The organism is Delftia sp. NA_296.1, from assembly GCF_052692095.1.
Genome location: NZ_JBQZGF010000003.1, coordinates 524,235 through 546,630 on the forward strand (window position 1 = coordinate 524,235; position 22,396 = coordinate 546,630).

Genomic DNA, 22,396 nt, shown 5'->3' on the forward strand with positions numbered 1-22,396 from the left:
TCAGGCAGGCTGGGGCGTGAACGTCAGCGACAGCCCGTTCATGCAGTAGCGCAGGCCCGTGGGCTTGGGGCCGTCGTCGAAGACATGGCCCAGGTGGCCACCGCAGCGGCGGCAATGCACCTCGGTGCGCAGCATGCCGTAGGTGCGGTCCTGACGCGTGGCCACGGCCTTGTCCAGCGGCTGCCAGAAGCTGGGCCAGCCCGTGCCGCTGTCGAACTTGGTTTTGGACGAGAACAGCGGCAGCGCGCAGCCCGCGCAGGCAAAGGTGCCAGCGCGGTGCTCCTTGTTCAGGGGGCTGGTGCCGGCGCGCTCCGTGCCTTCCTTGCGCAGGATCTGGTACTGCTCGGGCGTGAGCCGGGCACGCCACTCGGCGTCGCTGTAGCTCACCTCGAAGATTTCGCTGGAGGCGGCGGCCGGTGCGCGGCGCGGGAACAGGCTGGCCGCCAGCACGGCGGTGGTGCCGGCGCCTGCAGTCCACAGAAGATGGCGTCTGGTGGTCATGGTGTGCTCCTGAAGGTTCTTTGCGTCTGAAAACGATGCGATGCCAGTCAGGTTAGGGCGGCGGCCTCCCGAAGTCTTCACGCAGAGTTCAAAGATTCGTGATAACTCCCGGCCCCGGTATTGCGCACAATGGCAGCCACTCCCGCCACTTCCAGGAAACCGCATCCGATGACCGCCACGCGCCGCGTACTTCTCGTCGAGGACGACGCCCATATCGCCGACCTGCTCACGCTGCACCTGCGCGACGAAGGCCTGGAAGTCATGCACTGCGCGCGTGGCGACGACGGCCTGCGCCAACTGGAGCGCGGCGGCTGGGACGCGCTGGTGCTGGACATCATGCTGCCCGGCGTGGACGGCCTGGAGATCTGCCGCCGCGCCCGCGCCATGGCGCGCTACACGCCCATCATCATCATCAGCGCGCGCTCCAGCGAGGTGCAGCGCATCCTGGGCCTGGAGATCGGCGCCGACGACTACCTGGCCAAGCCGTTTTCCGTGCTGGAGCTGGTGGCGCGCGTCAAGGCGCTGCTGCGCCGCGTGGAGGCGCTGGCCCAGAATGCGCGGCTGGAGTCCGGCAGCCTGACCATCGCCGGCCTGGCCATGGACCCCGTGGCGCGCGATGCCCGGCTGCATGGTGCCCGGCTGGACCTGACCCCGCGCGAGTTCGACCTGCTGTACTTCTTCGCGCGCCAGCCCGGCAAGGTGTTCTCGCGCATGGACCTGCTCAACGCCGTCTGGGGCTACCAGCACGAAGGCTACGAGCACACCGTCAACACCCACATCAACCGCCTGCGAGCCAAGATCGAGGCCGACCCGGCCCAGCCCGCGCGCATCCTTACCGTCTGGGGGCGCGGCTACAAGTTCGCCGAGGCGGGGGAGGGCGCCTGACATGAAGCTGCGCCTGACACTGACCCAGCGCCTGTCCCTGGTCTTTGCCGTGCTGCTGCTGGTGTGCAGCGGCACATCGGCCTGGATGCAGTTGCGCGCCAGCCGCATGCACGAGCTGGAAGTGGTGCAGGGCCTGTCGCGCGATGTGGCCGAAAGCATTGCGCGCGACGCCCAGCTGACCGACGCCAACGGCCTCATGCCCGGCGCCGTGCGCAGCTTCTTCAACCAGCTCATGTTGGTCAACCCCAGCGTGGAGGTCTACCTGCTGGATGCCGACGGCCGCATTGCCGGCCATGCCGCCCCCGACGGCCGCGTGCGCCGCGAGCGCGTGGACCTGGCGCCCGTGCACCGGCTGCTGGAAGGCGGCACCCTGCCCATCCTGGGCGACGACCCGCGCAGCGTCGAAGGCCGCAAGGTCTTCAGCGCGGCGCCGCTGCGCGTCAACGGTAAGGACGTGGGCTTCATCTACGTGGTGCTGCAGGGCGAGGCGCATGACCAGCTGGTGGCGCAGGGCTCGGCCAACTCGGTGCTCAGCACGGCGCTGTGGTCCATCGGCATGGTGGCGCTGCTGTGCCTGGTGGCGGGCCTGGTGGCCTTTGCGCTGATCACGCGGCCGCTGCGCCGTCTCACCGAAGAGGTGGCCGGTTTCGACATCCATGGCGCGCCCCCGGACCTGCCGCCCCCCCAGCCCGGCGCCGCACAGGACAGCCGTGACGAGATCGCCGTGCTGGACTCGGCCTACCGCCGCATGGTGGCGCGCATCGGCGAGCAGTGGCGGGCGCTCACGCGCCAGGACCAGGAGCGGCGCGAACTCATCGCCAACGTCTCGCACGACCTGCGCACGCCGCTGTCGTCCCTGCACGGCTACCTGGAAACGCTGCTGCTCAAGGACGCCGTGCTCGACGCCACCGAGCGCCGCCGCTACCTGGGCATTGCCCTGGCCCAGAGCCAGAAGGTGGGCGAGCTGGCGCAAAGCCTGTTCGAGCTGGCGCGCCTGGAATACGGCTTTGTCCAGCCCGAGCCGGAGCCGTTTTCCATGCCCGACCTGGTGCAGGACGTGTTCCAGAAATTCGAGCTGCGTGCCGAGGCGCGCCAGGTGGCGCTGCGGGCCGACTTCCCGCCCCGCCTGCCCGTCGTCCAGGCCGACCTGGGCATGATCGAGCGCGTGCTGGGCAACCTGCTGGACAACGCGCTGCGCCACACGCCCGGCGGCGGCAGCATCCAGGTGGCGCTGGCGGCAGCGGGCAACGCGGTCGAAGTCACCGTGGCCGACACCGGCCCCGGCATCTCGGCCGATCTGCGCGAAGGCCTGTTCGAGCGCCCCTTCACCGTGGGCGGCGCCCGCCGCGGCGGCGGCCTGGGCCTGCGCATCGTCCACCGCATGCTGGAGCTGCACGGCTGCCGCATCGAACTGGTGGACCAGCCGGGGCAGGGGGCGAGCTTCCGGTTCGTGCTGCCTGCGGCCGCGCAGGCAACGGGCGCCGGCGCCCGGCCGCGCCAGGGCTGACGCGGATCGTGGGTTACCCTTGTGCACAGCGCGCCCTCGACGGCGCGGCATGCACAAGATCGTCAACACGCCCCCAAGGACCCACGCCATGTCAACGTCTGCCTCCCCGGTTCATCGCCTGCCCGCATGGGTGCCGCTGCGCTACACCACGTTCTGCCTGAGCCTGGTCGGCAGCGCGGGGCTGCTGGTGGCGGCGCTGGTGTGGGGAGGGCTGTGGTGGTGGCTGGGCTTTGGCGTGTGCGCCGCGCTGGCGCTGCTGGGCGTGCGCGACATGACCCAGGTGCGCCATTCGGTGCTGCGCAACTACCCCATCATCGGCCACCTGCGGTTTCTGCTGGAGTTCATCCGGCCCGAGATGCGGCAGTACTTCATCGAGTCCGACCATGAGGCGCTGCCGTTCTCGCGCGCCCAGCGTTCCCTGGTCTACCAGCGCGCCAAGGGCGACCCGGACAGCCGCCCCTTGGGCACGCAGCTCAACGTCACGGCCCAGGGCTATGAATGGGTGAACCATTCCATGCAGCCCACCAAGCTGGCCTCGCATGATTTCCGCATCACCATCGGCTGCGCCGATGAAGGCGCCTCGCCCTGCACCCAGCCCTACAGCGCCAGCATCTTCAACATCTCGGCCATGAGCTTTGGCGCGCTGTCGGCCAATGCCATCCTGGCGCTGAACAAGGGCGCGAAGATGGGCGGCTTTGCGCACGACACGGGCGAGGGCTCTATCAGCCAGCACCACCGCGTGCACGGCGGCGACCTGATCTGGGAGGTGGCCTCGGGCTACTTCGGCTGCCGCAACGACGATGGCAGCTTCAACGAAGAAAAATTCATCGCCAACGCCACCGACCCGCAGGTCAAACTCATCGAGATCAAGCTCAGCCAGGGCGCCAAGCCCGGCCACGGCGGCATGCTGCTGGGCGCCAAGGTCACCCCTGAGATCGCCGCCGCGCGCGGCGTGCCCGTGGGCGTGGACTGCATCAGCCCGTCCAGCCACAGTGCCTTCAAGACACCGGTGGAGATGATGCATTTCATCGCCCGCCTGCGCGAGAAGTCGGGCGGCAAGCCCACGGGCTTCAAGTTCTGCGTGGGCCATCCCTGGGAGTGGTTCGCCATCGTCAAGGCCATGCAGGAGACGGACATCACGCCGGACTTCATCGTGGTCGATGGCGCCGAGGGCGGCACGGGCGCGGCGCCCGTGGAATTCACCGACCACGTGGGCGTACCGCTGCAGGAAGGGCTGCTGCTGGTGCACAACACGCTGATCGGCGTGGGCCTGCGCCACCGCATCAAGATCGGCGCGGCCGGCAAGGTGATCACGGCCTTCGACATCGCGCGCATGATGGCGCTGGGCGCCGACTGGTGCAACGCCGGGCGCGGCTTCATGATGGCCCTGGGCTGCATCCAGGCGCAGAACTGCCACACCGGCCACTGCCCCACGGGCGTGGCCACGCAGGATGCGGCGCGCCAGAAGGCCCTGGTCGTGCCCGACAAGGCCACGCGCGTGGCCAACTTCCACGACAAGACCCTGCATGCGCTGCAGGAGCTGGTGCAGGCTGCGGGCCTGGAGCACCCTTGCGACATCACGGCCCACCACATCGTGCGGCGCATCTCCGACACCGAGGTGCGGCAGCTGGCCAACCTGGTCCTGCGCGTGGAGCCCGGCGCGCTGCTGGGGCCGCTGGACAAGCAGCACAGCGTGTTCAAGCTCTACTGGCCGGGCGCCAGCGCCCACACCTTCCAGTTCGCGCCTCCCACGCTCAAGCCTTCTGCGCCGCAGGCCAAGGCGCAGGCGGCAGGCCAGGCTGCCTAGAGGCGCCACGCACAGAAGGCAGGCGCCACAGACCACAGCCGATTACAGGTTTTAACAACCCTCGGGGATAATGCGCCCCGAGAACTTGGTGCACAACTGTATTTTTCTGTGTAAATGAAAACTATTTTGGTTCGCATTGCGGCTGCCGTCTTCGGCGGCTATGCCTTCACCTGGGGCTTCATCGCCCTGGGCGTGGTGCTGATGTTTGCCGCCGGAATGGAGTTCCACGATGCCGAGCATCTGGGCTACATCCTCGGCTTCCTGGTGTTTCTGACGGTGTTCCTCTGGGCCTTTGCGGCGCAGAGCCTCCCGCGCGTCTGGGCCGTGCTGGCCGGTGGCGGCATTGTCATGACCGGCTGCGCATCGCTGCTCCAGCAGATGCTGCTGCCCTGATCCGGAGATCGCTTCCCATGTTCCAGAATTTCCGCCTTTCCATGGCCTGGCTGCACACCTGGTTCGGGCTGGTGCTCGGCTTCGTGCTCATGGCCGCGTTCTTCTTTGGCGCGCTGTCGGTGTTCGACCGCGAGATCGACCGCTGGGCCATTCCGGCTTCGCGCTTCGAGCCCACGCCCATGCCCTCGTACGACCAGATCCTCAAGCCGGTCTTCGAGTCCATGCAGCCCAACGCCCAGGCGCGCGAGGCCATGCGCGGCGAGGTCAACGGCGCGCTGCCCGAGCGCTTCGACACGCCCCAGCGCTGGGGCGCCTACACCACGCACCGCGACCCGGTGCTGGGCCTGTTCGCCGGCTACGAGGTGGCCAACGCCAAGAAGCCCGAGACCCTGATCTGGGCCATGCGCACCATCGACCCGCGCAATGGCGAGTCCCTGCCGGACGACCACCTCAAGATCGGCAGCCAGTTCTTCTACCCGCTGCACTACAGCCTGACGCTCAACTGGATGGGCCTGGGCTACTGGATCGTGGGCTTTGCCGCACTCATCATGCTGGTGGCCCTGGTCAGCGGCGTGGTCATGCACCGCAAGATCTTCCGCGAGCTGTTCACCTTCCGTCCGAAGAAGGCCACCCAGCGCAGCGTGCTGGACCTGCACAACATGACGGGCGTGGTTGCGCTGCCCTTCCACTTCTTCTTCGCCTTCACGGGGCTGGTGATCTTTGCGGGCATCTACTTCCCCATCACCCACACCCAGCTGGAGCCCCTGCACGAGCTGCACGAAAAAATGGAGGCCGAGGAAACCGGCCTGCCGCACGACCGCGCCGGCGTGGCCGCGCCCGTGGCCTCGGTGGACGCCATGGTGGCCGAGGCGCAGCGCCGCTGGGCCGCCAAGGGCATGGCCGGCGACGTGGGCTTCCTGTCCGTCACCCATGTGGGCGATGCCAATGGCTACGTCAGCGTCTACCGCGCCGGCACCGACCGCATCGCGCTCACGGGCGAGGGCATCCACTTCAAGGCCAGCACGGGCGCGCTGTTGCGCGAAGACCCGCCGCGCACGGCCGTGGACAGCCTCAACACCTTCCTCACCGGCCTGCACCTGCAGCACTTCCGCCACTGGCTGCTGCGCTGGCTGTACGTGCTCGGTGGCCTGGCCGGCTGCGCCTGCATTGCCACCGGCTTCGTCTTCTTCGTGGAAAAGCGCAAGAAGCAGCACGCCAAGCAGGGCGTGCAGGGCGCGCGCGTGGTCGATGCCCTGGCCGTCACCACCGTCACCGGCATGCTGGTGGCCGCCCTGGGCATGCTGATTTCCAACCGCCTGCTGCCCGAGGCCATGCCCCAGGGCTGGCCGGGCCGGGGCGACATGGAGCGCTATTTCTTCTGGGCCGCCTGGCTGCTGGCCATGGCGCATGCCTTTGTGCGCAGCGCCCCCGTGGCCCGGGGCCTGCCCAACCCAGCATGGCGCGAGCAGTGCTGGGCCGTGGCCGCCATGGCCGTCACGGCCGTGCTGCTGAACTGGCTGACCACGGGCGACCACCTGTTCAAGACCCTGGGCGCGGGCTACTGGCCCGTGGCCGGCGTGGACCTGTTCATGCTGGCCAGCGCCGTGCTGGCCGTGGTGGTGGCACGCAAGCTCAAGAGCCGCGTGGCCACCGCCACGCCTGCACGCACGGCGGAGGTGGCCCATGTCTGAGGGACTGATGGACGCACTGCTGCTGGCCGCCGCCTTTGCCGCCTCGCTGGCCGGCATGGGCTGGTTTGCGCTGGCCAAGGACGTGCACTGGGAGCAGGTGCACGGCGACATGCCCCAGCCCGATGGCAAGGTCAGGCTGCTGCGCTGGCTGGGAGCCTCGGGGCTGGCCGCCTCGCTGGGACTGTGCCTGGCGGTGGACCATGCCTCCATGGCCTCCCTGGTCTGGATCATGACGCTGGCCGCTGCCGCCCTGGCCATTGCCTTCACCCTGACCTGGCGGCCGAGCTGGCTGCGCTGGCTGCCGGCCTGACGTTTGCGCGGGGACCACTGCGCCCGCTGCAGGCTCAGGCCTGCCTTTTCCTCATCCTGCGGCTGGCCAGATAGGCCATGCCGCACAGCAGCGCCAGCATGCCGCCCTTGCCCAGGCCGGGAACGGCCTGGACATTTCCGGGGCCGGCACCGGGCCCTGGGTCCGTGCCCGGACCGGGATCGGTGCCCGGGCCCGGGTCGGGAGGATCGGCAGCGATCACCTCGATGGACACGGATGCCGGTGCGGCAGCGCTCTGGTGCCCGTCGGATACCGTGAAGGCGAAGGTATCGGGCCCGGAGTAGCCGGCCGCCGGCGTGTAGACCAGCGTGCCCGTCTGGGGATCGAAGCCGCTGATGCCGCCATGGGCGGGGCCAGCGGTGATCTCGAAGCGCAACGGGTCCGACTCGAAGTCCGTGCCAGCGAGGGTGATGGACAGCGCCGTATCCTGCGGCGTCGTGACGGCTTGCGGCAGCGCCACGGGGGCGGCGTTGGCCGCCATTGCGTTGGAAAAGCGCGAGGTGTCGCCGGTGGAAATCCGGGTGGCGGTCGCCGTGACAGCGGCCTGGTCGCCCGGAGGCATGGCGCCCTTGAACGCCAAGGGCGCATGGCCGGAGGCATCGGTGGTCACGGTCTGCGAGCCCAGCAGAACCTTGCCGGCGGCGCGCTCCACCAGCCCGTCGGGCAGCCTGGGCGTCGAGAAATACTCGATGCGCATGCTCTCGTTGGCGACGCTGTCCAGCGTGCCGGACAGGCCGTCGGGCGTCACCGTGAGCAGCACCGGCTCGGCAGGATCTCCGTTGGCCAGGCTGGTTCGTGCGATGCCTCCCTCGGTATTGCCGTAGATGGCATTGCCGAGCATGGAGACGCCCTTGACTTCGTCCCCCCGCAATCCCACGCCGAACAGCCTGTTGTGCGCAATCACGTTGGCATGTGCCGCGTCGTCACCGCCGACCAGGGTGTCATGGGCCTTCTGGAAAAAGGAAACGCCTTCCCCATTGGGCAGGGCGGTTCCCTGGGGACTGACGCCCACGTAGTTGCCCTGCACGAGGTTGTTCTTGCCGGCGCCCTGGAACTGTATGCCGGACGCCTTGCTGCCACCGACGATGTTTCCGCGCACGGTCACCTCGTCCGAATCCTTGATGACGATGCCCCATTGATTGGGCAGCATGGTGCTGGCATCCAGGCTGGTTCCCACGATATTCCCGGCAATCAGGGTATTCGAGTTGCGTGCGGCGTAGTTTCCATTCAATTCAATGGCCGTTTCCTTGTTTCCGGCAACCAGGTTGCCGTCGTCAGGGCCTGTGCCAATGCGATGTCCGCCTTTCGGCGAAAAGAATACGGCAATGCCTGGCCCATTGTTGGCAATCATGGCCGTGCCGGCTGCATTGGTCCCGACACGGTTGCGGGTCACCAGCGTGTGCGAGCCGGAAATGGAAATCCCGGATGAACCACCGGTTTCCCTGACATTGCCGGAGACGAGGTTGCTGTCGATCAGCGTGCCGGTAAATTCGGATGCCACGCTGATGCCGTTTCCCTGGTTTCCCAGCGCCACGTTGCCGGTGATATCGGTGCCTATGTAATTTCCCTGAATGATGTTTTCCGTACCGACGCCCGGCCAGGAAAGCCATATTCCGGAATTTTCCGCCGCGGAAATGACATTTCGCCCGCCAATATCCAGATTGCCGATGCGGTTGCGGTTGCCGGAGTTGACAATAATGTTGCTGCGGTTGCCCATGGCGACCGTTCCCGATGCGTCAACGCCTATGTGGCAGCCCAGCACGGTGTTGCCGTCGCCTGTCACCGTCAGGGCCGTGCTGAAGCCGCCTATCGCCAGACCGCGCACCGTGATGGCGCCTGCCAGCTCAAGCCCTATACCGAACTCGGAGCTGCCTGCCTGCAGCGTGATCAGGGGGCGGCGTGGCAAGTGGTCCTCATAGCCGGGTTGCGTGCTGGCGTCCACCGTCAGTGATGTGGCCGGTGCAATGGGCTGCATGAGGCTTCCATTCCAGTTGCTTTGGGTGACGATGGTCTGCTCTCCCCCCGCACCGATGCTGAACTCGATGCGGTTGTCGCCCCCTTTGTTGCGGTTGGCGTTGGCGTAGGTGATGGCGTCGCGCAGGGAGCAGGGTCCCAGGCCGGTGCTGGCGCACGGGCCGCTTGCGTCGGCGGCGCTGTCCACCACGACGGTCCATGCATGGGCCGTGGCGACACAGCCTTGCAAGAGCAACGCCAGGGCGAGCAGGCGCAGCGGTCTGTTTGCCGGCCTGGTCGTGAATCGTTGCCTGTATATCCTCATTGCCATTTTTACTTTCCCTGAAAGAGGCTGCCGAAACGCATTCTGGATATTGCGCAATACAGGACGTGAAATAGCGCTGGCATTCTGCATGCGCGACGTCTGTGTGCAATATCACAGGGGTGGTCAGAAACGGAGCAGCCTTTGTCGATGAATCAATCCGGCAATGATCTCCAGGGCATCGGAATATTGGTTTAAGAATTTTCTTAAAGTGACAGGAATAATGGCATTTCCAAAGAGATTTGACGATTTTCCGATGGCGGATCGATGCTTGAAATCGCTCTTTGGCGAGGCGGCGTGCAAGAGGTTTCAGTATTAAGAAAATTCTTAGTCCAAATTCGCCCTTTGATTTCTAAGATTCGGCAATGCGCCAGTTTCAAGCTCTCTTGTTTTCTTCCAGATCGATACATCACAGGCTGTGCCTGTCCCTGGCACGGCGTGATTTGATGGCATTTGCACTGGCGATCATGGCCATGCTGGCCTGTGCCGGTCACGGCGGCAGGGACGCCGCCGCCCCGGCGACGCCATCGCGCAGCCTGGGTCATGTGCCCGTGCGAGACATTCAGTTGTTTTTCATGGACCGATGTTTCCTGCTGCTGGACGCTGCGGTGGGGGCCACGCACGCAGCCATCCACACGCAAGCCGGTTATGCCTGGTCGTGGCGCGCCAGCGCACCGCAGGGCCAGCCCGGGCCGCTCCATTCACTGATGCAGGCAGGCCGGGCGCTTCCCGAATCCCTGTTGCTGCGCAAATCCGCGAACAACGCCGGATGGCTTGCAGGCCGCTGGGAGCCCGCGCGGCAGCTGGTCAGGGCCCATGTCTGGCTGCTGCTGGGGTCCGTGTCGCTGGGACTTGCCTTCATGGCTGCACTTGCATGGTGCGTGCGCCGGCTGCGCCGCAGCGTGCCGGCTTCGGCCTGGAGCCGGGCAGGCGCCTGCGCCGCCGGTGATGCGCTCTGCCGAAAGCTGCTGGACACGGCCCCCGTGGGCCTGGCGCTGGTGCGGTGCAGCGATCGCAGCCTGCTGCTGTCCAACGGACTGGCGCGGCAGTGGGTGTGCAGTGATTCTTCGTGGTTCGAGCATGCCGTTGCCGAGGGCGCGCAGCAGGGCCGGCGCGAGCTGGTGCTGGGAGACGGTCGGCTGGTGGAGGTCCGCACCACGCACACCAGCCACGCTGGCGAGCCGGTGGTTTTTTGCCTGGTCAGCGATGTGACGGCGCTCAGGCAGGCGCAGGCAGCGCTGGTCGATGCCAAGCTGCGCGCCGAATCGGCAAGCCAGGCCAAGACGCAGTTTCTGGCCACCATGAGCCATGAAATACGGACGCCGCTCTTTGGCATCCTGGGAACGCTGGAGCTGCTGGCGCTGTCCAGGGCTCCTTCCGAACAGACCCGCTACCTGGGGGCCATGCAGCAGGCATCGGCCTCCTTGCTGCGCATCGTCAACGACAGCCTGGACCTGTCGGCCATCGAGGCGGGCCGGCTGCAGCTGGAGGCCCATGCGTTTTCGGCCACCGAACTGCTCGACAGCGTGGCCGCGGGCCTGCTGTCGCGTGCCGAGCAAAAGGGGCTGCAGCTGTATGCCGTCTCCGATGTGAAAACGCCGCCGCTGCTGGTGGGCGATGCCTTGCGGCTGCGGCAGATCCTGGACAACCTGGTGGGCAATGCCATCAAGTTCACGTTCTCCGGCCATGTGGCCATCCGCCTGCAGGTCATGGGCGAAAGCGAGGAAGGCACCGACCTGCGGTTCCAGGTTCAGGACACCGGCATCGGCATCGAGCCGGAGCAGCAGCCCTTCCTGTTCGACCCGTACTTCCGTGCCCATGCGGCCACGCAGCAGCAGGTCCAGGGCGCGGGCCTGGGGCTGTCCATCTGCCTGCGCCTCAGCCAGGAGATGGGCGGGCGGCTGACGGCCGCCAGCCAGCCGGGACTGGGGACCTGCGTGTCATTCGAGCTGCGCCTGCCGCGCGAGAGCGCGGCAGGCTATGAGGCGGTGCCCAGTCTGTTGCCGCACACCGTCTACGTGGATGGCGCCATTCCGGAAGTCGTGCACAACCTGTGCGCCTGGCTGCGGCATTGGGGCGCCATGGCCCAGCCCTACCGGGAGCAGGTGCAGGGCTCCAATGAACAGGCGGTGCTGGTGCAAGCCTGGCCACGGTCGGTGCGCCGTCCGCAATGGACGGGCAAATGCGTTCTGGCGCTGGCGCCGGGCGAGGTTCCCCGCGAAACCCTGCAGGCCCGTGTGTGGGAAACCAGCATGCCTGGCGTGCTGGCCGTGGGCCAGGCGCTGGGCATGGCCCAGCAGGGCATTGCGCCGGGCGCGCGCCCTGACCTGTACGCCGCCGTTTCCCAGGTCCACGAGCCGATGGGGCTGAGTGTGCTCATCGTCGAGGACAACCCCATCAACAGAATCATCCTGCGAGAGCAACTGCAGGTGCTGGGCTGCGAGGTCCAGCAGGCCAGCAATGGGCAGGACGCGCTGTCCATGCCCGGACTGCTCGAGTTCGACGCCGTTCTCACCGACCTGCACATGCCGTTGCTGGACGGCCTGGCCCTGGCGCGTGCGCTCAGAAAGCGTGGCTACGGCCGCCCGATCGTCGGGCTGACGGCCAATGCCCAGCCGCAGCCGCAGACGCAAACGCAGGCGCAAGGGCAGGGCGACGGACTGCCGGCCGGCTTCGACAGCCTGCTGTGCAAGCCATTCACGTTGGCGGTGCTGCGCACCACCCTGAACCACATCAAGCAATGCAGGACCTGATCCCATGCTGTCGACATTCAAAGTACTCATTCTTGACGACCACGCCCTGTGCTGCGAGCACACGCGCAGCCTGCTCATGGAGGCGGGAATCGTGGACACGCACATTGCCTGCAACGCACGCGATGCACTGCAAATGCTGCGCGATGGCGGATTCCACCTCGTCATCACCGACCTGAAAATGCCCGACATGGACGGCCTGCAGTTCATCAATGAACTGAGCCAGCGCGGCCTGCATCCCATGCTCGTCATATCCAGCTCCTGCTCGCGCCGGTTGATGAACAGTGTCAGTCTCATGGCCAAGGAGTCCGGCTTTTCCGTCATCGGGATGTTTCAAAAGCCGTTCGGTGCGGACCATGTCCAGGTCCTGGCCAGCCAACTCAGGTCCTTGCGTGCCTACGAGAGGAAAAGTACTCCAGGGATCAAGGAACGGCCGATTTTCGCCAAGGCACACCTGATCCAGGCGCTGGAGGAGAAAACCATACAGGCCTGGTTCCAGCCCAAGAAATCCCTGCTCACGGGCCACACCGTCGGTGTGGAAGCGCTGGCACGCTGGAACGATCGGCAGTTCGGCTTCATGATGCCGGGCTCGTTCATGTCCGCCATCCGGTTCCATGGCCTGGACCATGCCTTGCTGGTGCGGATGATGGAAGACGCCATGGCAGCGCACCTGGCCTGGCGCAGTTCGGGATATGTGATTCCCGTATCCGTCAACCTGCCGATACCGTTGCTGGACGATATCGGGCTGCCGGATGAGTTGCACGACATGGCGGCCCGGTGCGGCATCGCTGCGGAGAACATCACGTTCGAGCTGCTGGAGGACCAGGCCGTCGGCATACCCGCCAACTACTACATGTGCGCGAGCCGCCTGCGGCTCAAAGGCTTTGGCCTGGCCCAGGATGACTACGGGCGGGGTTACAGCTCGATGTACAGCCTCATCTCCACGCCCTTCACCGAATTGAAGATCGACCGGGCCTTCGTGGCCGGCGCCGCGGGTGACGAGGTGCGCACTGCGGCCTTGACATCGTCGGTGCAGCTGGGGCGGCAACTGGGCCTGACGGTGACGGCGGAAGGGGTGGAGACCACCCAGGACCTGGAGTTGCTGCGCAGCATCGGCTGCGATTGCGTGCAGGGATATCTGCTGTCCGCCGCGGTGCCCGCCAGCGAATTTGCCCTTATGCTGGCATCCGAACCCCGACACCAAGGCAACCCCACCTGACCCAAGCACGCAAGGCGTCCATGCCCGACTCCCCGTTCAGCAAGATCACACGCACCACACGCTGGCAGAACCGGGTACTGTTTGGAGTGCTTCCCCTTGCGATCTTCCTCATCGCCGTGCTGCTGTGGGGCTCTGAGAGGATCTTCGAGCAGGAGCAGGGCCGCCTGGCCTTGAACTTCTCCGCCATCGTCGGCTCGCTGGACGAGCAGGAGATCTTTCTTCGGCGGCTCAAGGGCCGCAACGAGTCCTGGAAAGCGCTGCCGGACCAGAGGATAGCCACCATCGTTGACGTGCCCGCTCCTGCGCAGGCGGACTACCGCATGTTCCGTGGCCGCGAGGCCATCGGCGGCATTCCCTTTTCACTGCAATGCTCTGCGCGCGCGGCCTGCGACACGCTCCCGGACCGGCTTTTCTCGCTGGGCAGCTCCCTGGCCGCGGGCTATTCCTCCTTCTGGGCAGGCTCCTACTTCCCTGCAGCCGCTGCCTTCTTCACCAAGGAGGATGGGGCGATCAGCATTGGCGTGCCGGCCATCGACGTGCCCATCGGCAACGAGAGCGTCACGCAGGAAATGTTCGACAGCACGATTGCCGCCGTCAAGGCGCATCTGCGGGCCAGGGCCGCCGATGCCCGGCCTGGCGCCGGCTCCACGGCGCCGGCGCAGGAGATCGTCTGGTTCCGGTCGCCCCAGTTCCCGGAAAAGATGATCGGCATGGTCGCAGCCGGCTTTTCAAGCCATATCGATGCCGGCGACGAAGCCGCCACAAGCCCGATCTACGCCGCCATCCTTTTCAGCCGCCAGCGCATCAGCGCCATAGAAAGATCCATCCATACGCTGCCCAGGCATCTTTTCTGGCTGGAGCACCGGGATTTCGGCGTGCTCATGGGCACCGGCCCGGTGCCGCAGGTGGACGAGGCGGGGATGCGGTACACGCGCAATGGCCTGATCCTCAAGACCGAGGATGCCTCCGGCCGGTGGACCGGCTACTACCAGGTGGACTACACCACCTTTTTCCAGGGCCGGCTGTTCGCGCCCTCTGCCGGCCTGGTGCTGGCCCTGCTGCTGAGCCTGCTGGCCGGTATCGCCTATACCCGCTGGTTCAACCGCAAGGTGATTGCGCCTGCCCAGGAAGCGCAGCGGGTCATCGTCGAGAGCAATCAATTCAACAGGACGCTGATCGAGACCGCCCCCGTGGCTGTCTGCCTTGTGGCCTACGGCAGTGGAAAGATCATCTTCAGCAACTCGCTGGTGCAGGAGTGGCTGCACTCGGCCGATGGCTACCTGCGCCCCGGCTCGCCGGAAAACAGGGCAGCGCTGGATGAAATTGTCCACGCCAGGGCCGCAGGAACCATGGAGCAGCTGGTCACCGCGCAGGGCCGAACGCTTTACGTGGCCTACGCGCCCACCCGCTACCTGGGCCAGGATGTGACGCTGTGCGTGTTTGCCGACGTCAGTGCGCGCGCAGAAATCGAGAGCAATCTGGAGCGGGCAAGAATCGCGGCGGACGAGGCCAACGAGGCAAAGTCCACCTTTCTGGCGACCATGAGCCACGAGATCCGCACGCCGCTGTATGGCGCGCTGGGCACGCTGGAGCTGCTGGGCCTGACCGAGCTCACGCAGCTGCAGCGCAAGTATGTGGACCGTATCGAAGCCTCCTCGTCCATCTTGCTGCAGATCATCAGCGACATCCTGGACACCAGCAAGATCGAGGCGGGCCAGTTGCAACTGGAAAAGGCCCCGTTCAATCCCCGGGAGCTGGTGCAAAACTGCACCAGCTCCTATGCCGCCATGGCGCAGCAAAACGGCCTGCTGCTGTTTTCCTGCGTGGACGCGCAGGTGCCCGAGTCGGTGCTGGGCGATGCGGTGCGCATCCGCCAGATCCTGGGCAATCTCATCAGCAATGCCATCAAGTTCACGGAGGCCGGCCATGTGATCGTCCGCCTGCGCAGCGTGCCGGGCACGGCCTCCCAGGTCCGGCTGGTGTTCGAGGTCTGCGACACGGGCGTGGGCATAGAGAAATCCCTGCATGGCGAGCTTTTCACGCCCTTTTATCTGGTCAAGAACAGCAGCCGCACTGCCCGTGGGGCGGGCCTGGGCCTGTCCATCTGCTGGAGCTTGGCCCGGATGATGTCCAGCTCCATCGAGGTCTGGAGCGAGCCCGGCCTGGGCAGCCGGTTCTGGTTCGAGCTGGGGCTGGAGACCGTCGCGCAGGAGGAGGAGGCGCCCGAGCTCAAGGGTGCCCGCATCGCGGTGCGCACCCCCCACCCGGAACTGACGGACAACATCTGTGCCTGGCTGCAGCGCTGGGGCGGCCAGGCCCGCGCGGCGGGCGCCGCTCCGGTGGCCGCGGACAAGGATGAACTGCTGCTGGACGTCCTGTTGCCGGCGGATAGCCCCGCGCCCGGATGGACGGGGCCGCACCTGAACCTTTCCTCGCCGGACAACCGGGGTATTGATGGGCACAACGTTATGAGCATCGGTTTGGGCATTGCGCAAGTGCTCGGCGGCGCACAGCGCTCGGCCGGCTCCGGCTCCGATCTGCCCCTGTTCGACCTGCGCGTGCTGGTCGCCGAGGACAATCCCGTCAACCAGGTGACGCTGCGCGGCCAGCTCGAGAGCCTGGGCTGCGAGGTCACGGTCGCCGACGATGGGGAGGAGGCGCTGGCGCTGTGGGACATCAGCCCGCACGATCTGGTGCTGACGGACGTGAACATGCCCTACCTCAACGGCTACGAACTGGCGGAGCGGCTGCGTGCGGAGGGCGTTGCCTGCCCCATCGTCGGCGTGACCGCCAATGCCATGCTGGACGAGGAAAACCGCTGCCTGAATGCCGGCATGAATGCCTGGCTGGTCAAGCCCATCCCGTTGCGCACGCTGGTCCGCACCCTGGAGAAATTCGCGCCGAAAAAGCGGCTCCGTCCGGCGCTTGCGCAGGCCGGTACCCCGGCGGGGGATACCCCGCAGCCTGCGGCCCTGTCGGAGCCCAACGTGCTGCAGACGCACCGGCAGGTCTTCGTGCAGTGCATGAACGACGACATCGCAATGCTGGCCCGTGGCCTGGATGAGCGCCGGCCCGACCTGGCCGCGCAGGCGCTGCATCGCATGCGTGGCGCCTTGCTGCTGGCCAGGATGCACGAGCTTGCCGCGCGCACCCAGTCGCTGGAGGACCAGCTCCCGAACGGCACCCGGGAGCCCGGCCTGCAGGCCGCGCTGTCAGTCCTGCTGGACGACCTCTTGGCCGACCTTCGAGCCATGATGGCGCAATTGCCCCAGCCCTAACCCTTTGCTTGCGATCCCATGAAACTGAAACTGCGCATTGCTGTCGTGGACGACCACGCCGTGGTCCTGCTTGGCGTCAAGGACTTCCTGGAGCAGGACCCCAATCTCCAGGTCGTGGCCACATTCGATACCCCATCGTCCTTGATGGAATACGCCAGATCGAACCCCCTGGATGTGGTCCTGACCGATTACTCCATGCCGGGCGATGATCTCTACGGAGATGGCCTGCGCTACGTGGACTATCTGATACGCCACTTCCCGCACCTCAAGGTGCTGGTGCTGACGACCGTCTCCAATCCCATGATCATCTCGGCCCTGTATGACGCGGGCGTCGCCGGCGTGCTGCTCAAGGAAGATCCGCTCAGCCAGATCATGGCGGCGCTGCAATGCGTGCGCCTCAACACCCGCTACTACTCGTCCTCGTTCCAGGCAGACACGCCCAGGCAGGAGCGGTCCGTTTTCCTGGCCGAGCGCGCCAACAGCCTCTCGCCGCGCGAGTTCGAAGTCCTCAGGCATTTCGCCAATGGGGAGTCCATCACCGAAATCGCCGCACGGCTGCGGCGCAGCGTCAAGACCGTCAGCCTCCAGAAGAACTCCGCCATGCGCAAGCTGAACGTGGACAGCAACCAGGACCTGGCGGCCTTCTGCGCCGAGCACCATCTCTTCGACTGACCTGCCTGCGGGCTGCACAAGCCGGTCACCCTTTTAGCCCCTGGCCTTGCGCCTGGCTGCCGTCCTCGGCGTCCCCCTCACCCAGGCGATAGTGCGGTTCGGACGGCATCAGGCGAAACCCCAGAAGTGCCCCGCGCCGGCTTGTCTTCATCGCCAGGGGCGCCTGGCAATGCACGCAGCCATAGTTCACGAAATTGGCGTCCTGCTCCAGTGAATAAAAGCGGAACCTCAGTCCGGGGTGGGGCGTTGACAGGCTTGTATTGCTCAGCAATTCGTAGCACGGGTCGCACAGTTTCTGGGACGTTCTCTTTGGCTGCATTTCTGGAAAAAACGGATCGATATACCGCTCTCCAGTCTTGCCCGGCCTTGCGCAGCCAAGGTTAAGACGATTCTTATTGCCGTACGGCGCGCATCAAAGCGGCTGCTGCTGCGTCGTGCAGTGGATGCCGCCACCCCCGGCGGCAATCGCGTCGATGTCCAGCTGCACCACCTCGCGGCGGGGAAACAACTCGCGCAGCAGGGAGCGGGCGTTGGCGTCCGCGCGGGCGTCGCCAAACTGCGGGGCGATCACGGCGCCGTTGCACACATAGAAGTTGATGTAGCCGGCCGCGAACTCCCTGGACTCCAGCTTGCTGCGCACCGACGAGGGGCCCTTGAGCACCTGCACGCTGAGCTTTTGCCCGCGCGCATCGGTGGCCTGGCGCAGTATGTCCAGATGGCGCCGCGTGACGGCGTAGTCGTAGGAGTCCGGGTCGTCGTCCAGGCCCGCCACCACCACGCCGGGCGAGGCAAAGCGCGCATAGAAGTCGGTGTGCCCGTCCGTGATGTCGCGGCCCGCAATGCCGGGCAGCCAGATGATCTTGCGCAGGCCCAGCAGGCGCTTGAGTTCAGCCTCGCAGGCGCTTTTCGACAGGCCCGGATTGCGGTTGGGGTTGAGCACGCAGCTTTCGGTGATGAGGGCCGTGCCCTGGCCGTCCACCTCGATGCCGCCGCCCTCCAGCACCAGCGCGGTCTCCAGGTGGCGCACGTTGGCGGCTTCGGTGACAAAGCCTGCCACCTCGGCATCGTTGTCATGCGCCTGCTTCTCACCCCAGCCGTTGAAGTTGAAATCCACGCCCGCCAGTTCGCCCTTGCTGCTGCCAGTGCCGCTGCCCAGCTTGCGCACGAAGACCGGCCCGGTGTCGCGCATCCAGAGGTCATCCACGGGCTGCACATGCAGCTTCACGCGGTTGCCGCACAGGCGCGCGGCCAGGTCGTAGTCGCGCTCGCGCACCAGCATGTTCACGGGCTCGAAGGCGGCAATGGCGCGCGCAATGCCGGCCAGGTGCTCGCGCGCGGGCTCCAGCAGGCGGCGGCCCCAGACCCTCTCGCTGGGGCCGAAGGACATCCAGGTGGACTGGTGCGGCTCGCCCTCGTCGGGCATGTGCCAGGTCTCCAGGCTGTCCGGGTCCTGGCGGCTGCCTTCGGCACGGGCTGCCGTGGAGCGGGCGGCGGCGGTGCCGGCCAGGGCCGCCACGGGCGACAGGCCCAGGCAGTTCAGCAGGCAGCGGCGGGAAAGGGCGTAAGGCATGGTGTCTTCAGCAGGTGCTTGGGGGAATGCCGCGATTGTCCGAGCCCGTATTCATTCTGAAAATTGATATCTTTTGCCGCAATCAATCAACCCAGCTCATGCTTTGGCAAGCGGCACCGCCTGCTCCACAAGGTAGTCGAACACCTCGCGCACCAGCGCCATGCGAGGCTCCCCCTCTATGCGCGACATCCACAGGCGGCCCAGCGCAAAGGGTGGGATGCCTTCCACCAACTGCAACCGGCCCGTGCCCAGTGCCTCGTCCGCCAGCAGGCGCGACACCACGGCGCAGCCACGCCCGCGCAGCGCCGCGTCCAGCAGCAGGCGTGCGTCGTCGTAGATGGCGGTCTTGCGCAGCCGGCCCAGGTGTTGGCGGATGAAGGGGCCGGTGCGGTCGCTGGTCAGGTCTTCCTCCAGGCACAGCAGGCCGGCGCCTGTGTGCGGCCCGGGCGCGCGCACGGCCACCAGCTCGTCGGCCAGCAGAGGCACCTGCAGCACATCGGTCTGCCGCAGCGGCTCGCGGGTAATGGCGATGTCCACATCCAGCTCGTCGATGTAGCGCGCCGTCTCGTCGGTGGAGACGATGGGGCACAGCTGGGGGTGGCGCCGCAGCAGGCCGTCCAGGCGCGGCTGCAGCCAGCCGCTGGCCACGGGGGCAGGGCAGACGATGGTGACCAGGCTGTCGTCCATATAGGTCTCTATGCGGCTGAGCCCGTGGCGGATCTGGTCCAGCGACTTGCCCACGCTGTCCAGCAGCAGCCGGCCCGCCACCGTCAGCTCCACGCCGCGCCCCTTGCGGCGGAACAGCGGCTGGCCCAACTGCTGCTCCAGCTGCGCAATCTGGTGGCTCACGGCGGATTGGGAAATGCACAGCTCCTCTGCCGCGCGCGAGTAATTGCCCAGGCGGGCTGCGGCCTCGAAGCCGATCAGGAACCGGAAGGAGGGGAGGCGGGCATTGGACATGGGGCACGGCAGACAAAGCGGTGGAACCGGAATTGTCGACGCACCCAGCCCAAGCCGGGCGCGATGGCCGGGCGCTGTCGTTGCAACACTTGGTTACTTCCTTGACCCATCTCAAATCCCGCATGCGGCAGCGTCGATACGCTTCGGCCCATGAATCACCAGGGCTTGACTTTGGTCAGCATGGCTTGGCACGCAGGCATTCCCCGCCTGTGCGCGCACAACAGCGGCGCACAACGCCGCACAGGAGATGCATCAATGCACATCGGTCAACGTTTCTGGCGCCGCCAAGGATTGGGCGCAAAGCTGTCACTCACCAATTTTGTCTGGGTCGCCGCCATCCTGGCGCTGCTGGTGCTGGGCATTGCCTGGGATGTGAGCAAGTCCCTGCAGAAAAAAATGCACAACGAGATGCAGCAGGGCGTCCAGATGCTGCACAACTTCGTCGAGTCCACCGACAAGGAACTGCGCCAGCGCACCCAGTTCCTGGCCGACAGCCTGGCGCGCAGCCTGCAGGGAACGCTCAGCCTGGACACCAGCGGCGGAGAACCCGTGCTGAGCCTGGACGGCCAGCCGCTCAACGGCAACGATGCGCACCTGCAGGCCTTCACGCGCAGCACCAGCGCCGTGGCCACCGTGTTTGCGGCCCAGGGGCAGGGCGACTTCGTGCGCATTGCCACGACGCTCAAAAACGAGAAAGGCGACCAGAGCGCGGCCGTGCTGGGCAGCCGGCTGGACCGCGCCCACCCCGCCTACGCCGCCATCCAGGCCGGCCAAAGCTACATGGGCCTGGCCCACCTGTTCGGCCGCCAGTACATGACGCAATACCGCCCGCTCAAGGACGCCTCCGGCGCCACCGTGGGCATCGCCTTCGTGGGCCAGGACTTCTCGCAACTGCTGGAGCACTTCAAGGACTCCATCCGCGCGCTCAAGGTGGGCCAGACCGGCTACTACTACGTGCTCAATGCCGAAGACGGCCCCCAGCGCGGCCAACTGGTCGTGCATCCCGCCCTGGAAGGCCAGAACATGAGCGATTCCAAGGACGGCGATGGCCGCTTCTTCATCCGCGACATGCTGGACCGCAAGCAGGGCAGCATGGCCTATCCCTGGACCAATCCGGGCGAAACCCAGGCCCGCGACAAGCTGGTCGTCTTCAGCCAATACGCACCCTGGAACTGGGTCATTGCCACCAGCGCCTACGTGGACGAAGCCGTGTCCGAGACCCGCAGCCTGGTCCTGCAGTTCGCCCTCATGGGCCTGGGCGCCGTGCTGCTGCTGTCGGCGGCATGGTTCTGGCTCATCCGCCGCATGATCGTGCGCCCCTTGAAGCAGGCCAGCCACATGGCCTACGCCATTGCCGATGGCGACCTGACCGTGCGCATCGCCAGCGACCGCCAGGATGAAATCGGCCACCTGCTGGAAGCCATGAACACCACCAGCACGGGCCTGACGCGCGTGGTCGGCAGCGTGAACGAACAGGCCCACAGCGTGGCCCTGGCCAGCGCGGAAATCGCCCAGGGCAACCAGGACCTGGCCGCACGCACCGAAAGCGAAGCCAGCGCGCTGGAGCAGACCGCCGCCGCCATGGAAGAGCTGGGCTCCACCGTGGCCCACAACGCAGACCACGCGCAATCGGCCGACCGCATCACGCGCGAGGCCCAGCGCGTCGTCACCGAAGGCGGGCAGGCCGTGCGCAAGGTCGTGCAGACCATGCAGGGCATAGACGCCAGCAGCAAGAAGATCGCCGACATCATCGGCGTCATCGACTCCATTGCCTTCCAGACCAATATCCTCGCCCTCAACGCCGCCGTGGAAGCGGCCCGCGCGGGCGAGCATGGCCGGGGCTTTGCCGTGGTCGCCGAGGAAGTGCGCGCCCTGGCAGGCCGCAGCGCCGAGGCCGCCAAGGAAATCAAGCAGCTCATCAGCCACAGCGTGGCCGAAATCCACACCGGCAACCAGGAGGCCGCATTTGCCGGGGAAACCATGGAGCAGGCCATGGAGGAAATCCGCAAGGTCACCCAGCTCATCTCGGACATCAGCCACGCCAGCGCCGAGCAAAACAGCGGCGTCGCCCAGGTGGCCGAGGCCATCACCCACATCGACCAGACCACGCAGAAGAACGCCGCCCTGGTCGAGGAAATGGCCGGCGCCGCCGCAGGCCTGCGCCACCAGTCGGATCAGTTGGTGCGCGTGGTCTCGGTCTTCAGGCTGCCGGGCGGCAGCGGTGCGCCGCTGCAGACTGCGGCCCGTGCAGCCAATAGCGCGCCCAGTCCCGATGACAGTGCCAGCGGGAACGCCAGGCCGGCCGGCGTTGCATCGCCCCGTGCATCGTCCATGGCGCCCGGAGCCGCCCTGTCTGCCACGGCCAAGCCGGCAGCCCCCGCAGCTTCGGCAAGAACGCCCACCGCCAAGTCCGTTGCCATGGCCTCCACGGCCGATGACGACTGGGACAGCTTCTGAGCGCCGCGCCCGCTGGGGAAGCCCAGGCCCGGAGCCGGGCAGGGCGCCCGGGGCGGCGCAGCGATTGCCAGCATGGTCTCCATGCCCTCCAGCGGCGCAAAGC

The 22,396-nt window shown here is 66.6% G+C and carries 15 protein-coding genes; 11 read left to right on the forward strand and 4 right to left on the reverse strand.

The features are described 5' to 3' along the window. Positions 1-501: a peptide-methionine (R)-S-oxide reductase MsrB gene (msrB, locus tag ACUTR7_RS10255; RefSeq protein WP_013802950.1), complete on the reverse strand. Its 501-nt coding sequence runs from the start codon at positions 499-501 to the stop codon at positions 1-3. A 168-nt stretch (positions 502-669) separates the two neighbouring features. Between msrB and ACUTR7_RS10260 the strand changes: the two genes are divergently transcribed. The 6 genes from ACUTR7_RS10260 to ACUTR7_RS10285 all read left to right on the forward strand — a co-directional run bounded on the left by ACUTR7_RS10260 (position 670) and on the right by ACUTR7_RS10285 (position 7,094). Further along, positions 670-1,386 carry a response regulator transcription factor gene (locus ACUTR7_RS10260; protein ID WP_012204915.1) on the forward strand — a complete coding sequence of 239 codons (717 nt, stop codon included), beginning with the start codon at positions 670-672 and terminating at the stop codon, positions 1,384-1,386. Position 1,387: 1 nt separating this feature from the next. Beyond that, positions 1,388-2,893, forward strand: coding sequence for a sensor histidine kinase (locus ACUTR7_RS10265; protein WP_043824292.1), 1,506 nt, complete (start codon positions 1,388-1,390; stop codon positions 2,891-2,893). Positions 2,894-2,981: 88 nt separating this feature from the next. Continuing rightward, the gene (locus ACUTR7_RS10270) at positions 2,982-4,700 is read left to right on the forward strand and encodes an FMN-binding glutamate synthase family protein (RefSeq protein WP_099735148.1); all 1,719 of its coding nucleotides are present in this window, start codon (positions 2,982-2,984) and stop codon (positions 4,698-4,700) included. A 114-nt stretch (positions 4,701-4,814) separates the two neighbouring features. Continuing rightward, positions 4,815-5,093, forward strand: a complete 279-nt coding sequence (locus tag ACUTR7_RS10275; protein ID WP_013802944.1) for a hypothetical protein — start codon at positions 4,815-4,817, stop codon at positions 5,091-5,093. Between the two features lie 17 nt (positions 5,094-5,110). Then, entirely contained in the window at positions 5,111-6,784 is a 1,674-nt protein-coding gene (locus ACUTR7_RS10280; RefSeq protein ID WP_445608761.1) for a PepSY-associated TM helix domain-containing protein, read from the forward strand. Next, entirely contained in the window at positions 6,777-7,094 is a 318-nt protein-coding gene (locus ACUTR7_RS10285; RefSeq protein WP_013802942.1) for a DUF3325 domain-containing protein, read from the forward strand. The genes ACUTR7_RS10280 and ACUTR7_RS10285 overlap by 8 nt, the downstream gene beginning before the upstream one ends. Positions 7,095-7,128: 34 nt before the next feature. On the opposite strand, the gene ACUTR7_RS10290 is transcribed toward ACUTR7_RS10285, so the two are convergent. Further along, on the reverse strand, positions 7,129-9,480 hold the full coding sequence (locus ACUTR7_RS10290) for an Ig-like domain-containing protein (RefSeq protein ID WP_445608762.1): 2,352 nt from the start codon (positions 9,478-9,480) through the stop codon (positions 7,129-7,131). A 482-nt stretch (positions 9,481-9,962) separates the two neighbouring features. On the opposite strand from ACUTR7_RS10290, the gene ACUTR7_RS10295 reads away from it, so the two are divergent. From ACUTR7_RS10295 to ACUTR7_RS10310, 4 genes are read left to right on the forward strand one after another with little or no spacing between them, the layout of a single operon-like run. Beyond that, entirely contained in the window at positions 9,963-12,140 is a 2,178-nt protein-coding gene (locus ACUTR7_RS10295; protein ID WP_445608763.1) for an ATP-binding protein, read from the forward strand. Positions 12,141-12,144: 4 nt separating this feature from the next. Beyond that, a complete protein-coding gene (locus ACUTR7_RS10300) occupies positions 12,145-13,356 on the forward strand; it encodes an EAL domain-containing protein (protein WP_445608764.1) in 1,212 nt (403 codons plus the stop codon). A 20-nt stretch (positions 13,357-13,376) separates the two neighbouring features. Further along, on the forward strand, positions 13,377-16,634 hold the full coding sequence (locus tag ACUTR7_RS10305; protein WP_445608765.1) for a response regulator: 3,258 nt from the start codon (positions 13,377-13,379) through the stop codon (positions 16,632-16,634). An 18-nt stretch (positions 16,635-16,652) separates the two neighbouring features. Further along, positions 16,653-17,306: a response regulator gene (locus ACUTR7_RS10310; RefSeq protein ID WP_445608766.1), complete on the forward strand. Its 654-nt coding sequence runs from the start codon at positions 16,653-16,655 to the stop codon at positions 17,304-17,306. A gap of 412 nt (positions 17,307-17,718) precedes the next feature. Here the strand turns inward: ACUTR7_RS10310 and ACUTR7_RS10315 are convergent, their stop codons facing one another. Together ACUTR7_RS10315 and ACUTR7_RS10320 are read right to left on the reverse strand one after the other, a co-directional pair. Continuing rightward, positions 17,719-18,876, reverse strand: a complete 1,158-nt coding sequence (locus ACUTR7_RS10315) for an agmatine deiminase family protein (RefSeq protein WP_445608767.1) — start codon at positions 18,874-18,876, stop codon at positions 17,719-17,721. A gap of 96 nt (positions 18,877-18,972) precedes the next feature. Beyond that, positions 18,973-19,836, reverse strand: a complete 864-nt coding sequence (locus ACUTR7_RS10320) for a LysR family transcriptional regulator (protein ID WP_445608768.1) — start codon at positions 19,834-19,836, stop codon at positions 18,973-18,975. A gap of 255 nt (positions 19,837-20,091) precedes the next feature. Here ACUTR7_RS10320 and ACUTR7_RS10325 point away from each other — a divergent pair, with 255 nt between their 5' ends. Then, on the forward strand, positions 20,092-22,293 hold the full coding sequence (locus ACUTR7_RS10325; protein WP_445608769.1) for a methyl-accepting chemotaxis protein: 2,202 nt from the start codon (positions 20,092-20,094) through the stop codon (positions 22,291-22,293). Positions 22,294-22,396 lie beyond the last annotated feature (103 nt).

Bases quoted from the DNA above. Each gene is read 5' to 3' on its own strand.
- msrB (WP_013802950.1), bottom strand. From the start codon at position 501: ATGACCACCAGACGCCATCTTCTGTGGACTGCAGGCGCCGGCACCACC.
- ACUTR7_RS10260 (WP_012204915.1), top strand. From the start codon at position 670: ATGACCGCCACGCGCCGCGTACTTCTCGTCGAGGACGACGCCCATATC.
- ACUTR7_RS10265 (WP_043824292.1), top strand. From the start codon at position 1,388: ATGAAGCTGCGCCTGACACTGACCCAGCGCCTGTCCCTGGTCTTTGCC.
- ACUTR7_RS10270 (WP_099735148.1), top strand. From the start codon at position 2,982: ATGTCAACGTCTGCCTCCCCGGTTCATCGCCTGCCCGCATGGGTGCCG.
- ACUTR7_RS10275 (WP_013802944.1), top strand. From the start codon at position 4,815: ATGAAAACTATTTTGGTTCGCATTGCGGCTGCCGTCTTCGGCGGCTAT.
- ACUTR7_RS10280 (WP_445608761.1), top strand. From the start codon at position 5,111: ATGTTCCAGAATTTCCGCCTTTCCATGGCCTGGCTGCACACCTGGTTC.
- ACUTR7_RS10285 (WP_013802942.1), top strand. From the start codon at position 6,777: ATGTCTGAGGGACTGATGGACGCACTGCTGCTGGCCGCCGCCTTTGCC.
- ACUTR7_RS10290 (WP_445608762.1), bottom strand. From the start codon at position 9,480: ATGCAGAATGCCAGCGCTATTTCACGTCCTGTATTGCGCAATATCCAG.
- ACUTR7_RS10295 (WP_445608763.1), top strand. From the start codon at position 9,963: ATGGACCGATGTTTCCTGCTGCTGGACGCTGCGGTGGGGGCCACGCAC.
- ACUTR7_RS10300 (WP_445608764.1), top strand. From the start codon at position 12,145: ATGCTGTCGACATTCAAAGTACTCATTCTTGACGACCACGCCCTGTGC.
- ACUTR7_RS10305 (WP_445608765.1), top strand. From the start codon at position 13,377: ATGCCCGACTCCCCGTTCAGCAAGATCACACGCACCACACGCTGGCAG.
- ACUTR7_RS10310 (WP_445608766.1), top strand. From the start codon at position 16,653: ATGAAACTGAAACTGCGCATTGCTGTCGTGGACGACCACGCCGTGGTC.
- ACUTR7_RS10315 (WP_445608767.1), bottom strand. From the start codon at position 18,876: ATGCCTTACGCCCTTTCCCGCCGCTGCCTGCTGAACTGCCTGGGCCTG.
- ACUTR7_RS10320 (WP_445608768.1), bottom strand. From the start codon at position 19,836: ATGTCCAATGCCCGCCTCCCCTCCTTCCGGTTCCTGATCGGCTTCGAG.
- ACUTR7_RS10325 (WP_445608769.1), top strand. From the start codon at position 20,092: ATGCACATCGGTCAACGTTTCTGGCGCCGCCAAGGATTGGGCGCAAAG.